A 14,271-nucleotide genomic window follows, 5' to 3' on the forward strand; every position below is an offset into this window, starting at 1 on the left:
CTGTGATGTCTTTCAAGCCGCGTGGGCCGCCGCCACGCCGCGCAACGCGGCCAGCGCGTCGAGCCGCTCGCCGGCCTCCGCGACGATCCGCGCGATCAGCGCGTCGCACGATTCGATCGCGCCGATCATCGCGGCCGCCTGGCCGCTCGGCAGCACGCCCTCGTCCGGCCGCCCCTCGACGATCGCGCGCTGGATCAGGAACGGTGCGTTCGCGGCCATCAGCGTCTGGCTCGCCGTGTAGTCGTGCGAGCGCAGCGCCTTGATCGCGAGGCCCAGCATGTCGGTCGTGCGCAATCCGTTCTGACGGCGCCACGCTTCGGCCGTCTTCAGCGCGAACAGCGTGCGGCGCAGCGGGCCGAAGCGTTCGAGCTTCAGCAGATACGGGTTGTCGATCATGCGTTGCGGCAGCCCGTCGAGCGCGTCCGACACGCGGATCCGCGCCGGATCGCCCACCGCGACGTAGCGCTCGAGCGTCGCGCGCGGCACCGGCGATTCGGCGCTCATCAGGAAGCGCGTGCCCATCGCGATGCCGGCCGCGCCGTACGCGAGCGCGGCAGCCAGCCCGCGCCCGTCGAAGAACCCGCCGGCCGCGACGACCGGCACCCGCACCGCGTCGAGCACCTTCGGCAACAGCAGCGTGGTCGGCACCGAGCCCGTATGGCCGCCGCCTTCCGCGCCCTGCACCGTCACGATGTCCGCGCCGAGCTCGACCGCCTTCGCCGCGTGCTTCGGCGCGCCGACGGTCGGCATGCAGACGATGCCGGCGTCCTTGAAGCGGCGGATCGTCTTCGCGTCCGGCCCGCGCCCGTAGCTGACCGCGCGCAGCCGATGCTCGATCGCGAGATCGACCACCTGCGCGGCGTTCTTCTGAAACATGTGGAAGTTGATGCCGAACGGCTTGTCGGTCAGCGCCTTCACCTTCAGGATCTCGGCCTCGACCTGCTCCGGTTCGAGCGTCGCGCCGGCCAGGAAGCCGAAGCCGCCGGCGTTGGCGGTGGCCGCGACGAGCCGCGCGTCGGCTACCCAGCCCATCGCGGTCTGCACGATCGGGTAGCGGCAGCCGAGCAGGTCGCACAACGGGGTATGCAGCGTCGTGCTCATGCGGCGGCTCCGTTGACGGCGGCCGCTGCCGCATCGGTCCGCCCTTCGCCTTCCGCCTGCTCCGGCCTGCGCTGCGAGCTGGCCATCTTGCGCGCGTCGTAGCCGCCGAGGCGGTCGCCGCTGACGAGCTCGTTGTGCGCATGCGCGAAGTGATGCCATGCGAAGGCCGCGTCCATCGCCGCGCGCTTGCCCTGCAGCTCCTCGACGTGGTTCAGCGCCTGCTTGGTCAGCGCGAGGCCGAGCCGCGGCATCGTTGCGATCTTCGCGGCGATCGCGTAGGTCGCGTCGCGCAGCCGCTCGCGCGGCACCACACGGTTGACCATGCCCATCTGATACGCGCGCTCGGCCGGCATCCGCTCGCCGAGGAACAGGAACTCCTTGGCAATGCGTGGGTTCAGCTCGTACGCATGCGCGAAATACTCGACGCCCGGAATGCCCATCCGCACGACCGGATCCGCGAAGAACGCGTCCTCCGACGCGACGATCAGGTCGCATACCCACGCGAGCATCAGCCCGCCCGCGATGCATGCGCCGTGCACCATCGCGATGGTCGGCTTCGGCAGGTCGCGCCAGCGCCGGCACATCCCGAGGTACACCTCCTGTTCGCGCGCATAGAGGAATTCGCCGCCCTCCTTGTCGACGTGGTCGTACCACAGCGACGCGCGATCGAACGACTCGTGAATGTCGCGGCCCGGCGTGCCGATGTCGTGGCCCGCCGAGAAATGCTTGCCGGCGCCCGCGAGCACGATCGCCTTCACCGCGTCGTCGTGCGACGCGCGCCGGAACGCCGCGTCGAGCGCATACGTCATCTTCGAGTTCTGCGCGTTGTGATACTCGGGACGGTTCATCGTGATCGTCGCAATGCCGTCCTCGACCGCGTAGTCGACGACACCGTCGCCGAACGTCATCTGGGTCGCTTCCATGTCGGACCTCATCCGCGGCGCGGCGCCGGATTGTTGCGCACGATCGTCGCGCGCAGGTTGTGAGGGTCGAGCGCACGCACGATGCGCAGGTCTTCCGCGCTCGGCGCGGCCGTCGTGCCGAGTTCCGGTGCGGCAACCAGCGGGAAGCCGGTCGCATCCTGCACCTCGTCGAAGCTCACGCCCGGATGCAGCGAACGCACGCGAATCGCGTGATCGGGGCCGCCGAAATCCATCACGCACAGGTCGGTGACGATGCTGCGCAGGTCGACGAAGGTCTTCATGCCGGGCAGCCGGCGCGCCGGGTTGTAGCCGACCGTGCAGACCATGTCGACTTCGCCTTCGACGAACGTGCGCTTGCCGTGGCCGCTCACGAAGAACGAGTTCGCGTGATTCGTCGAGTTGCCGGGGAAGCCGCGCGCGCCGAGCAGCTGCGTCTTTGGACGCGCGTAGTCGTCGCCGAGCCACGAGATGTTCGCCTGGCCGAAGCGGTCGATCTGCGTCGGCATCACCAGCGCGTGGCGGCGGCCGTGCCACAGGCAGTCGAACACGCGTTCGTAGGTCATCCAGCCGCTCGCCTTCACGCGATAGCCGTCGGGACGGGGGCCGAGCGGGACCGGCTCCTCGACGAGGTACGCCTCGCCGTCGGTCAGCATCAGCCCGTTGTTGTAGGCGAGCCGCGCGAGGCCGGCCGCGAGCCGCGGGCCCGTGCCGATGCCGGTCGCCAGCACTTCGCCGTCGTCGCGCCAGAGTCGCGCGGACGCGACGATCATCAGTTCCGCGAGGGAATGGTCGAGAGATTCGCTCACAAGCGCTCCTTTACAGAATCGGCAACGGCAGCGTCGTCACATGCGGCAGGCCGCCGACGCCTTCGAGATACTGGCGTTCGTCCTGGCCGACCACGTCGCGCAGGTACGCCGCCGTCTTCGCATCGTCTTCCGCGCTCGCGCAGTACGCGCGCAGGTGCGGCAGGTCCCAGCCGTAGGCCGGCCCGCACGACGTCGGGTGCGCGCCGCCCGGCGCAGGCACGACGCCGGTGACGAGCGAACGCTCGAACGGGTTGCGTTTCGCGGCATCGAGGTCTTCGGTCGCGAGCGACGCGTCGACCGTTTCCGCCGACACGTAGCAGCGTCGCGCGGCGCGCGCCATCCATGCGTCGAAGAATGGATCGGGGCCGTCGATGCGCGTGTTGCCCATCCGGTCGGCCGCATTCACGTGCAGCAGCGCGACGTCGAGCTCGAGCGCCGGCATCGCGAGCAGCGTCTCGCCGTCGTCGTACGGCGACCTGACCGTGCGCAACTCCGGCGCGTGATCGAGCAGCGCGGTGCCGAGCCCGGCGCGGGTCGGCAGGAACGGCAGCCGCGCGGCGGCCGCGCGCAGGCCGAGCTGCAGCATCCCTTCGTCGAGTTCGAGCACGTCGACACGGCCCTGTTCGCGGGCGCGGCGGAAATGCGGTTCGAGCGGGATCACGTCCAGCGACACGAAGCCGAACACCACCTTGCGCACCTTGCCCGCCGCGCACAGCAGGCCGACGTCGGCGCCGCCGTAGGCGACGACCGTCAGGTCCTTCAGGTTCGAGCGCGCGATCTCGCGCACCAGCGCCATCGGCTTGCGCCGCGGCCCCCATCCGCCGATGCCGATCGTCATGCCGTCGGCGAGTTGCGCGACCACGTCGCGCGCGGACATCGTCTTGTCGAGAGGTTTCATCGTCATCGTGCTGGCTTACCGGTATCCGATGCTGAAATCGTGGCCCCACTGGCTCACCTTGGTGGCCTCGAACACCGCATGCTTCGACCAGTCGACCGTGAGGCCGCCGAAGCCGTATTCGAGATCGAAGCCGCCGGGGGTCTTCATGTAGAACGAGATCATCTGGTCGTTGCAGTGCCGGCCGAGCGTCGCCGACATCTTCACGTCGTGCGCGGCGACCCGATCGAGCGCGCGGCCGACTTCGTCCATCGAGTCGACTTCGGCCATCACGTGCACGCAACCCGACGGCACGGCCATCTCGAACAGCGCGAGGCTGTGATGGCGCGCGTTGCGGCAGTGCATGAAGTGAATGCGCTTCTCGGGTTCGGCGGGGTCCGGCGTGAACTTCACGCGGTAGATGTCGGACAGTTCGAAGCCGAGCACGCCGCGCACGAATGCGTCGGTCGCGTCGAACTGCGGCGCGGGCAGTACCGCGTGGCCGAGCCCCATGTCGCCGGTGACGAAGCGCGCGACGCCGAGCGGCGACACGAAGCGGCGGAAGTCGCAGCGCGCGCCCCAGTACAGCTCGTGACGATTGCCGGACGGGTCGGTGCACCACGCCATGGCCTGCACGCGGCGCAGTGCAGCTTCGTCGCGCGTGGCGCGCACGGCTTCGAGGCCCGCACGTTGCAACGCCGCGAGCGCGGCGTCGAACGCGGCGCCGTCGGGCAGCTCCCAGCCCGACGCGAAATAGCGGTCGGTCGCGCCGGGGACGATCACGTAGCGGAAATCACGCTCGTCCATCTTCAGGTACAGCGCGCCGTCGGGTGCGTCGAGCGCCTGCATGCCCAGCACGTCTTCCGCGTAGCGGCGCCACGCATCGACGCGGGTCGCCTCGACGACGACGTAGCCGAGCGCACGGACATCGATCATGTCGGCCTCCTCCAGGTTCAGATTCCGTTGTTCGTGAAAGGATTCTGGCCGGTCGGGGATGGCGTCACATCGTCTGTTGGGACGAGAGCCGGCGGGGGGCGGGAGCGCGGCGCGGCGGGTGCGCGCAGCGAAACGATGCCGCGTTGCTGCGGCGCCGCAAACGACAGTCGACGGAGCGTGGCCGCAACGACGCGCGGGCATCGGCGACGACGCCGACAGCATGCGTGCGGCTCGGCCGGAATAACCGGTTCGGCGGATTATCTTTCTTACGGTCGAAACATCAGGAATGCCTGAAAAAATCGGCCGGAATGCTTATTTCTTCTGCGTAGAAATCAACCATTTACCCACTCGCCGGGAATCGTCGTCGATAACCCGGCGTCATGGCGTCTGCCCCGTCGGGACAAGCGCCGCGGCCTTCCGCCGGCTTTCTGGAAACGCGTCGCGAAGCGCCGAGACAAACTTCGACACGCGCATCATGGACTTCGATCCTTGTAACGGGTATGTTACGCAGGCGGCGTTTAATGTCTTTCATAAATATCAATAACGGCCTACGAGGATGACAAATTGAAAACCACAAAAAACCCGCTTTCGCTGTCCGACCTGTACGAGGCGTCGGCGGCGATGAACCGGCGCGACTTCATTCGCCTTGGCGCGTATGCAGCCGTATCGATGCTGGCCGCATGCGGCGGCGGCGGGTCCGACGCACCGCCGCCGGACCCGCACCCTGACGGCGTCTCGCTGACGCTCGCCGTGCAGCAGCCCGCGTCCGGCACCGCCGCGCTCGATGCCCACTTCGCGAGCCTCAGCTTCGAAAAAGCCGACATCAACAACAACTACTTCCGCGCCGACAACACGAACCTGATCGGGCTGCTCAACGCGCTCGGCGGCGGCGTGCTGCGCATCGGCGGGAACAGCGTCGACCGCATGACGTGGGCGCCCAACGGGCCGGGGCAGATCCGCGGGCAGGTGTCGCGTGTCGACGTGGCGCGATTCGTCGCGTGCCTCAAGCAATGTCCCGCATGGAAAGTGATCTACGGGATCAATTTCGCCGGTGCGCGCGGCTCGGTGGCATCGCCGGCGCAAGCGGCCGACGAAGCGCTGTATGTGTCGCAGCAGCTCGGCGGGCAGTTGCTCGCGTTCGAGATCGGCAACGAACCCGATCAATACGGCGACAGCAGGACGCCGAACCTGGCCGGGATCACCTACGGCATCTTCCTGAACGGCGGCACGGTCGCCCAGGGCACGATCGCGGGATGGAACCAGTTCGCGCAGGCGATCGCGGGCGCCGTCAGCGGCGCCGTGTTCAGCGGGCCGGCCGCCGCCAGCGACACGCCGGGCTGGGCGGAGTCGTTCGCGGCGAGCCAGGGCAGGAACATCGCACTGCTGACCGAGCACTACTACATCAGCAACTACAACGAAAACGCGCCCACGATCGCCGGGATGCTCGCCTACCCCGATGCGAATCTCGTCACGGCCCTGCAAAACATGCGGTCCGCCGCGCAGAAGGCCGGCGTGCCGTTCCGGATGGACGAGACCAATTCGTATTTCAACAGCACGAAGCCGGCCGGCGTCAGCAACGTGTTCGCGAGCGCGCTGTGGGCGATCGATTTCATCTTCACGCATGCGCAGTACGGCGCGAGCGGCCTGAATTTCCACAACAACGGATCGATCGCGAGCTATACCGCGATCGCCGATTCGCAAGGCGAAGTCACGGCCGTGCAGCCGCTCTATTACGCGCTGCTGTTCTTTTCGCAAATCTTCGCGGGCGGCGGCGCGGGTGAATTCCTGAATACGACGCTCAGCGCGAGCACGGCGGCCGTGAGCGCATTCGCGGTCGCGACCAGTCAAGGCGCGACCTACGTCATCATCAACAACAAGGATACGGTCAGCACCGCAAACGTTACCGTCACGCTCGGTTCGCAGGCGTCGCGCGCGACGGTGATGACGCTCGCTTCGTCAGGTGACGCAACGGGCGCCCAGCTCGCCAATCCGGGCATTTACAACGGCGGGACACCAATCACGTTCGGCGGGCAGGCGGTCGCGCTGAATGGCGCATGGAACGGCACGCCGCAGCTGACGCTTGCCGTGGCGAATCGGCAGGTGACCGTGAAGGTGGCACCGGTGAGCGCCGCGCTGATTCGCATCCAGTAGCACGTCCGGCTCAGAACCGGTACGAGATCCCGATCTGCAGCACCGGATACCAGCGATACCGCGACATCATCCGGTTCAGTTCGTCGAGGCCGCTGGAGGCCAGGACCTGGCTCTTCTGCGGTCCGGCCGCGGCGGCGAGTTCCGGCGACAGCGTGTACGAGCAGCGCGGGATTCCGTATGCGACGCCGATGTCGGCGACGAAGCCGAGCCCTTTCGACGCCGGCCGATGCCCATAACCGATCCCGACATACGGCATCACGGTCGGATAGCGCGCCTCCGCGACCGCGTACATGCCGGGCAGCGCCGGGTAGCGCTTGCCGGCGAACACGTAGGTGCCGTTGGTCGGCACCGACACGCCGCGGATTTCGTCGTCATTGAAGCGCAGTCCGATCGTCGCGCGAAAGCCGCTGCCGCGCCATGGAAAGATGTCCGCATACAGGCCGCCTTGCCGCAGCTTGATGTCGTCCTGATAGCGATTGCCGGCCACGGTGAAGTCATGCGTCAGATTGATCGCATTGAAATCCGCGTGTGCGCCCAGCACCGAGTTGAAGCTCACGGCCGCGCCGATGCCCACGCCTTGCGTGCCGCCCTGCAGGTAGATTTCCTGCGCGTGCGCGCCAGCCGCGAACACCATCGCCAGCGCTGCCCATTGGTTCACTGTCGTTTTCACGGGCGTCTCCCCGACATGTGCCGGGCGAGCCGACCCGCCGCGTGCAGCGCATGCCGCCACGCGCAGCGGGTCCCCCGGCACGACATCTTGCAAGCAAGCTTGCTGTTTGACGGATCGCACGTGCGGTGTCCGTTCGTGTCGCCGATACGACGCATCGCGCGTCCGACACGACCCGCCGTCATCCCGCGGCGCGATCCGATCCCCGATATTTCGATGTCGTTGCGTGCCGCTCCCGCGATTCGTGGTTGCCATCGATCGCGGTTATGTCGAGCAGCCCCGGCCTAACCGCAAGGGGTGTGCCATGCGGCGCGGATCGGCGCGGGGCAAGCGTCGCGGCCTGACGTCCGGGGTTACGCGGGAGGGAATCGACGGAAATGTTTCAGGAACGCATCTGTTTTCGGCGCGTCAGCGTCGTGCCCGATGCCGGAAAACAGCGCATCGGGCAGAGCGACGCGCATCGTGCAAGCGTGCGCGGCCGTCGGCAGACGCGAAGTCGCGACGGCCGGCAAGCGCGTGTGTCGCCACGCCCGGAAGAAAATGTTTCATCGACGTGACTTCGCGCCAGCCGTGCGTGGTCTGGGATGCGAGATCGTGCGGTGCGGGTCAGGGTGAATACCGAGGACGGTGCGTGCGCAACCAGTCGCTGGTGAGATGGCCGTTCATGCGCGTCGATGCATGCAATGTGGGCCGACGATCTCGTTGGCCGGCGGTGTGCAGATTCGCCGAATTCGGTGCCGAGAGCAACTGACGCGTTCGTCTGCCAAGCCCGCTCGCCCGAGCGGGCCCCATGCATCCGCTACAACCCGTACCCACCGGACACATTCAACTGCTGCCCCGTGATGTAATTCGCGCGATCCGACGCGAGAAACACCGCCGCGCGGCCGATATCGTGCGCCTTCCCCCAGCGCTTGAGCGCGAGCATGTTCTGCGTCTCGTCGATCCACACCTGGTCGAACTGTCCTTGTTCGAGCAGCACCGGAAACATCCCGGCCTCGATCACGCCGACCAGAATCGAATTCGCGCGAATCTCGTGACGGCCCTCCTCGCGCGCGAGCCCCCTCACGAGCGCCTCGTTCGCCGCCTTCGGCGCGACCGACAATCCATCCCGATCCGGCCAGCGCAGATGCCCGGCCGAGCCGAGCGTCACGAACGACCCGCCGCCCGACGCGCGCAAATGCGGCAACGCGGCCTTCGCCGCATTGAAGAAGCCGACCGTCTCGACCTCGATCGCGCGCCGCCAGTCGTCGTGCGTCACGTCGCCGATATGGCGCTGGTTCACGAACGGGCCGGCCGCCCACACGATCGTATGCACGCGACCGTGCGCGGCGATCGCGGCCGCGAGCGCCGCATCGATCTGCGCGGGATCGGTCACGTCCACGCGATGCGTGGTGGCCGCGACACCCGTGCCGCGCAGGTCACGCGCGACACGCTCGGCCACGTCGGCCTTGCTGCGATAGCCGAGCGCGACCGACACGCCGACACACGCGAATTCGCGCGCGACGCCCTGCCCGATCCCGCCGCTGCCGCCGAACACGAGCACCGCGCCCTGCGGAAATCCGTTGTCGTTCATGCGTTCATCCCGTTGGTGACGTATCGCACGCCGGCGGTCAGGCCGCCGCTTCGGTGCCCGCGCGCAGCCGGTACTTCAGCACCTTGCCGGCCGCGCTCGTCGGCAGTTGCTCGACGAACGTGAAATGCCGCGGCACCTTGTAGTTCGCCATGTTGCTGCGCGCCCAGTCGTTCAGCGCGGTGGCGTCGGTGTGCGCGCCCGGACGCAGCACGACGTATGCATGCCCGACTTCGCCGAGCCGCGTATCGGGCACGCCGACCAGCGCAACCTGCGCGATCGCCGGGTGCGCGGCCAGCAGCCGCTCGATCTCGGCCGGATAGCAGTTGAAGCCGCCGACGATGAACATGTCCTTGATCCGGTCGGTGATCTTCAGGTTGCCGTTCGCGTCGACGCAGCCGAGGTCGCCGGTATGCAGCCAGCCGTCCGCGTCGACGGTTTCGCGCGTCGCGTCCGGCTGGTTGAAATAGCCGCGCATCACGTTGTAGCCGCGCACCCAGATCTCGCCGGTCTCGTCCGGCCCGAGCGCCGCGCCGTCGTGCCCCGCGATGCGTAGCTCGACGCCTGGCATCGGTCGGCCCGAGGTGCGGGCGATCGTCTCCGCGTCGTCGCCATGACGGCACAGCGTCGCGAACCCGCACGATTCGGTCAGCCCGTAGCCGGTCAGCACGGTCTCGAAGCCGAGCTCCGCGCGCATCCGCTCGATCAGGCTCGGCGCGATCGCGGCCGCGCCCGTCACCGCGATCCGCAGCGACGACAGGTCGCGCGTCGCGCGATCGGGCGCATCGAGCAGCGCGTAATACAGCGTCGGCGGGCCGGGCAGCACCGACACGCGTTCGTCGGCGATGCGCCGCAAGACGTCGGCGGGCTGGAACACGAGATGCGGCAGCACGGTCGCACCGCTCGACAGTGCGGCGAGCCAGCCCGCCTTGTAACCGAACGTATGGAAAAACGGATTGACGATCAGGTAGCGGTCGTCCTGGCGCACGCCGGCGATCGCGGCCCACGCCTGCGCGGCCCGCAGGTTCTGTCCGTGCGCGGTCATCACGCCCTTCGGGCGGCCGGTCGTGCCGGACGTGAACATCAGGTCCATCACCGTATCCGGTGTCACCTGCGCCTCCCGCTCGCGCACGGCGGCGAGCGGCACCGCCGCGCCGCGCGCGAGGAACGCGTTCCAGGTTTCGTCGCGCGCGCCGGACGGCGGTTCGCCGTCGAACACGACGACGCGTTCGAGCGTCGCGGGCCGATGCGGCGCGAGCATCGCCGGATAGGATTCGCCGAGGAAGGTGCCGCAGCAGAACAGCAGCCGCGCGCCGCCGTCATGCAGGATGCCGCCCACCTCCATGCCCTTCATCCGTGTGTTGACCGGCACGAGAATCGCGCCGACGGTATGGATCGCCAGCGCCGCGACGATCCATTGCGGCAGGTTCGGCGCCCATACGGCGATCCGGTCGCCCGCGTCGATGCCGCTCGCGAGCAGCGCGCGCGCCGCCTCGAGACGCGCCGCGTCGAGTTCCGCGTAGGTCAGCCGGCCGTGCTCCGACTCGATCGCCGGATGCGCGCCGTGGCGCGCGGCAGCCCGCGCGATCAGCGCGGGCGTGGTGAGGATTTCGTTGTCCATCGTCATAGGCATCGCAACAGGGTTGCCGCGCGCGCCGCCGGCGCGCCACGGCTCAATCGGGGAACACCACGCGCAGCGCGTCGCTCGCGGGCCGCGCGCGGCAGGCGAGCGTCCAGCCGGCCGCGATCTCGTCGTCGTCGAGCACATGGTTATCGTCGAGCGCCACCTCCCCGCGTTCGACGCGGCACATGCACGCGCCGCACTGGCCCATTCGGCAGGAATTCGGCGCGGGCAGGCCGGCGCGCAGCATCGCGTCGAGCAGCGTTTCGCCGGGCGCGCTGTCGAACGCGAACGCCTCGCCGTCGAGCACCGTCTCGATCGCCGCGCCGTCGCCGGAGTCGACCGCGGAAGTCGCTGCGGACGATGCCGCCGCGTCGCCCTGCACCGGCGCGTCGGGCAGCGACGCGAAGCGCTCGACATGCACGCGCGCGCGCGGCAGCCCGAGGCCGAGCATCGCGGCCAGCGCGTTCTCCATGAACATCGCCGGCCCGCAGATGAACGTTTCCTGCTGGCTGAACGGCCGCGCGAGCTCCTCGAGATGCCGCTGCTGCGGCACGCCCTGCACGCTGTCGAGCCAGTGGATCACGCGCAGGCGACCCGGATGGCGGTGCGCGAGCTGCTGCAGTTCGTCGCGGAAAATCACCGAGCGCTCGTCGCGGTTCGCATAGATCAGCGTCAGCATCCCGCGGCCGTGCACGAGCGCCGATTTCAGGATCGACAGCACCGGCGTGATGCCGCTGCCGCCCGCGAACAGCAGCAGGTCGCCGTCGAGCGTGCGCGGCGTGAAGACACCGGCCGGCGGCAGCACGTCGAGCGCATCGCCCGCACGGATGCGGTCGCACAGCCAGTTCGACGCACGGCCGTCGCGCACGCGCTTGACGGTGATCTTCGGTGCCGCATCGATGCCCGGCGCGCTCGACAGCGAGTAACAGCGTGCGACGGCCGCATCGGCGCACGGCACGTTCAGCGTCAGGAACTGGCCGGGCCGGTACGCGAACGCATCGCGCAACGCGGCGGGCACGTCGAACACGAACGAGCATGCGTCGTCGCTTTCGGCAATGACGTCGGCAACGGTCAGCCGGTGAAAACGGGAATCGCTCATCGCCGGCTCCTCATGCCGCACCGGCCGCATCCCGGCCGGTTTCGCCCGCGCGAATCCGTGCCGGGTTCGACGCGAGCGCCGGTGCAATGCATGCGAACGCGTTCAGCACTTGCGTTGCCGCAGCGCCGATCAACGGCACGAGCGCTCGCATGATCGTTGTGTCCGCATCGTTCGCGATATTGCGGTTCAGTCTGCGTGTCATGAGTCGTCTCTTTCCGATGCGGTAAAGCGCGCGGCCGTCACGCGGCCGCGCGGTTCGCGGGCGCGCCCGGCGTCGTATATGCGCCGTCGAGATAGACGAGCGGATCGACGTCGCCGCTCATCAGCACTTCGCGGATTCGCCCGATGAACACCGTATGCGTGCCGTATTCGAAACGGCCGTCCTGCTCGCACACGAGGCTCGCCTGCGAATCGTGCAGATACGGGACGCCGAGCGGCGACGTGCGCCACTCGCCCGTCGTGAAGCGCGCCTCGCCCTTCAGGCGGCCGCTGCAGTCGATCGCGATGCCTTCGTGGCGCGCCGACAGCACGTTCACGCAGAACGGCGCGCCCGCGTCGAGCGGCGGATACAGCGACGCATTGCGGTTGATGCAGATCAGCAACGAAGGCGGCTCGGTCGACAGCGAATCGACCGCCGTCGCGGACATCGAGTAGCGCCGGCCGTCGTGCGCGCTGCTGATGACCGTGACGGAGCGCGCGAGGCGGCGCATCGCCAGCAGCATGTCGGTGCGCAGCGGATGGGTAGTGAGATCGCTCATCATTGGACTCCGTCAAGTTCAGTCGTGGACGGCCGGTCTGACCGGCCGCCGGCGTCGGCCGCTTGCGCGGCCAGGTGGTCGGCGGCGATGAACCCGAAGGTCATCGCCGGACCGAGCGTCGAGCCCGCCCCGGGGTAGCTCGCGCCCATCACCGATGCACTGGTGTTGCCGATCGCGTACAGGCCGTCGACCGGCGCGCCGTCGGCGCGCAGCACGCGCGCGTGCGCGTCGGTGACGAGCCCGCCCTTCGTGCCGATGTCGCCCGCGTCGATCCGCACCGCATAGAACGGCGCCTCGTCGACCGGCCCGAGACACGGATTCGGCTGGTTCCTCGGATCGCCGTAATACGTGTCGAACAGGTTGTCGCCCTTGCCGAACGCTTCGTCGATACCGGTTGCCGCGTAACGCGCCATGTCGCGCAGCGTGTCGTGCAGCCCCGCCACGTCGACGCCGATCCGCGCGGCGAGCGCATCGATCGTGTCGGCCTTCACGAGCACGTCGCGAAACGCATCCGGAATCCGCGAATCGGGCATCATCGGCGCCGGCATGATCGGACCGCACGGATACTTGCGGCGAAAGCGCGCGTCGAACACCATCCACGCCGGCACGCACGCGCCGGTGCGCGCATGGTCGCGATACATCGCCGGCACGAATTCGGAATACGGCGCAGCTTCGTTGACGAAGCGCTTGCCGAGGCCGTTGACGATCACGCAGCCCGGCAGGTTGCGTTCGACGAACAGCGCGCGCTGCTTCTCCTCGCCCGCGACGCCGACCGTCGGCGCGCCCCAGACGTGTTCCATCAGCGCGAGCGCGCCGCCGAGCCGGTGGCCTTCGGCGATCGCGTCGCCGGTGTTGGCCGGCGGCGTCGCGCTCCATCGCATCTGCGTCGGTTGCGGCAGGTAGCGTTCGCGCATCGGCTGGTTGCGCTCGAAACCGCCCGCGCCGAGGATCACGCCGCGCCGCGCGACGATCGTCACCGGCTGCCCGAAGCGCTGCGCGCGCACGCCCGTCACGCGGCCGTCGACGTCGAGCAGGTCGCGCATCGGCGTGTCGAGCCAGACGGGCACGTTGCGCTCGAGCAGCGCGCGGCGCAGCCCGCCGATCAACGCATTGCCGAGCGTCAGGCGCCGGTCGCGCCGCGTGCGGCGACGCACGCCGACATCGAGCCAGTAGCGGCCGAATTGCGCGATCGCGAGCTTCATGAAGCCCGGCCCGCGCGAGAACAGCGTGTGCGCCTCCTTGGACGTCACGGCCACGCGGCCGCCGATCAGCGTGCCGGGCGACGGCGGACGCAGCCGGTCGAGCTCGTCGCCGAGCAGCGCACCGTCGAACGGCAGCGGATCGAGCGCGCGATAGCCCGGCATCGCGCCCGGCAGCTTCTGGAAATAGTCCGCGTACTTCGGCAGCGCCTGGTAGCGCACCGGCGTCTTCGTTTCGAGGTAACGCAACATCGCGGGCGCCTGGTCGAGATACGCGTCGAGCCGCTCGCGCGACGATGCGCCGGCCGTGCACGCGTCGAGATAGCGGCGCGCGGCCTCGCGCGTATCGGTCGCCCCGAGTTCCGCGATATGGTGGTTGCACGGTATCCAGATGCCGCCGCCGGAGATCGCCGACGTGCCGCCGTACAGCGTCGTCTTCTCGATCACGACGACGGACAGCCCGCGGTCGGCCGCGCGGCATGCCGCGAGCAGCGCGCCCGCGCCCGAGCCGACGACCACGACGTCGAACACGTATTGCTGCGCTTGCGTGTCGTTCATCGCGG

Annotated in this window: 14 protein-coding genes; 2 read left to right on the plus strand and 12 right to left on the minus strand. The window is 68.8% G+C overall.

Going from position 1 to position 14,271, the window contains the following annotated elements; genetic code table 11:
- Positions 1 to 12 precede the first annotated feature (12 nt).
- Genes ACV22V_RS07335 through ACV22V_RS07355 form a run of 5 tightly spaced genes read right to left on the minus strand, consistent with a single transcriptional unit; the run spans position 13 to position 4,640 of the window.
- Positions 13 to 1,101 carry an NAD(P)H-dependent flavin oxidoreductase gene (locus tag ACV22V_RS07335; protein WP_059691344.1) on the minus strand — a complete coding sequence of 363 codons (1,089 nt, stop codon included), beginning with the start codon at positions 1,099 to 1,101 and terminating at the stop codon, positions 13 to 15.
- Entirely contained in the window at positions 1,098 to 2,024 is a 927-nt protein-coding gene (locus tag ACV22V_RS07340; protein WP_059691345.1) for an enoyl-CoA hydratase, read from the minus strand. Before ACV22V_RS07340 ends, ACV22V_RS07335 begins: the two co-directional genes overlap by 4 nt.
- 8 nt (positions 2,025 to 2,032) lie before the next feature.
- Positions 2,033 to 2,830, minus strand: coding sequence for a CoA-transferase subunit beta (locus ACV22V_RS07345; RefSeq protein ID WP_059691346.1), 798 nt, complete (start codon positions 2,828 to 2,830; stop codon positions 2,033 to 2,035).
- 10 nt (positions 2,831 to 2,840) lie between these two features.
- Positions 2,841 to 3,734 (minus strand): CoA transferase subunit A, encoded by an 894-nt coding sequence (locus ACV22V_RS07350; protein WP_059537693.1) that lies wholly within the window; start codon positions 3,732 to 3,734, stop codon positions 2,841 to 2,843.
- 9 nt (positions 3,735 to 3,743) lie between these two features.
- Positions 3,744 to 4,640: a VOC family protein gene (locus ACV22V_RS07355; RefSeq protein ID WP_448013389.1), complete on the minus strand. Its 897-nt coding sequence runs from the start codon at positions 4,638 to 4,640 to the stop codon at positions 3,744 to 3,746.
- 286 nt (positions 4,641 to 4,926) lie between these two features.
- On the opposite strand from ACV22V_RS07355, the gene ACV22V_RS07360 reads away from it, so the two are divergent.
- Both ACV22V_RS07360 and ACV22V_RS07365 read left to right on the plus strand, forming a co-directional pair.
- Positions 4,927 to 5,184, plus strand: a complete 258-nt coding sequence (locus ACV22V_RS07360; RefSeq protein ID WP_156441493.1) for a hypothetical protein — start codon at positions 4,927 to 4,929, stop codon at positions 5,182 to 5,184.
- A 20-nt stretch (positions 5,185 to 5,204) separates the two neighbouring features.
- Positions 5,205 to 6,791: a hypothetical protein gene (locus ACV22V_RS07365; RefSeq protein WP_448013390.1), complete on the plus strand. Its 1,587-nt coding sequence runs from the start codon at positions 5,205 to 5,207 to the stop codon at positions 6,789 to 6,791.
- A gap of 10 nt (positions 6,792 to 6,801) precedes the next feature.
- Here the strand turns inward: ACV22V_RS07365 and ACV22V_RS07370 are convergent, their stop codons facing one another.
- The 7 genes from ACV22V_RS07370 to ACV22V_RS07400 all read right to left on the minus strand — a co-directional run bounded on the left by ACV22V_RS07370 (position 6,802) and on the right by ACV22V_RS07400 (position 14,266).
- Positions 6,802 to 7,425: a hypothetical protein gene (locus tag ACV22V_RS07370; RefSeq protein ID WP_373557217.1), complete on the minus strand. Its 624-nt coding sequence runs from the start codon at positions 7,423 to 7,425 to the stop codon at positions 6,802 to 6,804.
- Positions 7,426 to 8,257: 832 nt separating this feature from the next.
- Positions 8,258 to 9,031: an SDR family NAD(P)-dependent oxidoreductase gene (locus ACV22V_RS07375; RefSeq protein ID WP_448013391.1), complete on the minus strand. Its 774-nt coding sequence runs from the start codon at positions 9,029 to 9,031 to the stop codon at positions 8,258 to 8,260.
- A gap of 37 nt (positions 9,032 to 9,068) precedes the next feature.
- Positions 9,069 to 10,655, minus strand: coding sequence for a FadD3 family acyl-CoA ligase (locus ACV22V_RS07380; protein WP_448013392.1), 1,587 nt, complete (start codon positions 10,653 to 10,655; stop codon positions 9,069 to 9,071).
- Between the two features lie 46 nt (positions 10,656 to 10,701).
- Positions 10,702 to 11,751 (minus strand): 2Fe-2S iron-sulfur cluster-binding protein, encoded by a 1,050-nt coding sequence (locus tag ACV22V_RS07385; protein ID WP_448013393.1) that lies wholly within the window; start codon positions 11,749 to 11,751, stop codon positions 10,702 to 10,704.
- Between the two features lie 10 nt (positions 11,752 to 11,761).
- A complete protein-coding gene (locus ACV22V_RS07390; protein ID WP_223964670.1) occupies positions 11,762 to 11,953 on the minus strand; it encodes a hypothetical protein in 192 nt (63 codons plus the stop codon).
- A gap of 37 nt (positions 11,954 to 11,990) precedes the next feature.
- Positions 11,991 to 12,509, minus strand: coding sequence for a flavin reductase family protein (locus tag ACV22V_RS07395; RefSeq protein ID WP_059951051.1), 519 nt, complete (start codon positions 12,507 to 12,509; stop codon positions 11,991 to 11,993).
- Positions 12,509 to 14,266, minus strand: a complete 1,758-nt coding sequence (locus ACV22V_RS07400) for an FAD-dependent oxidoreductase (protein WP_448013394.1) — start codon at positions 14,264 to 14,266, stop codon at positions 12,509 to 12,511. The genes ACV22V_RS07395 and ACV22V_RS07400 overlap by 1 nt, the downstream gene beginning before the upstream one ends.
- Positions 14,267 to 14,271: the final 5 nt, after the last annotated feature.

This window comes from Burkholderia sp. AW33-5 (genome assembly GCF_053427615.1).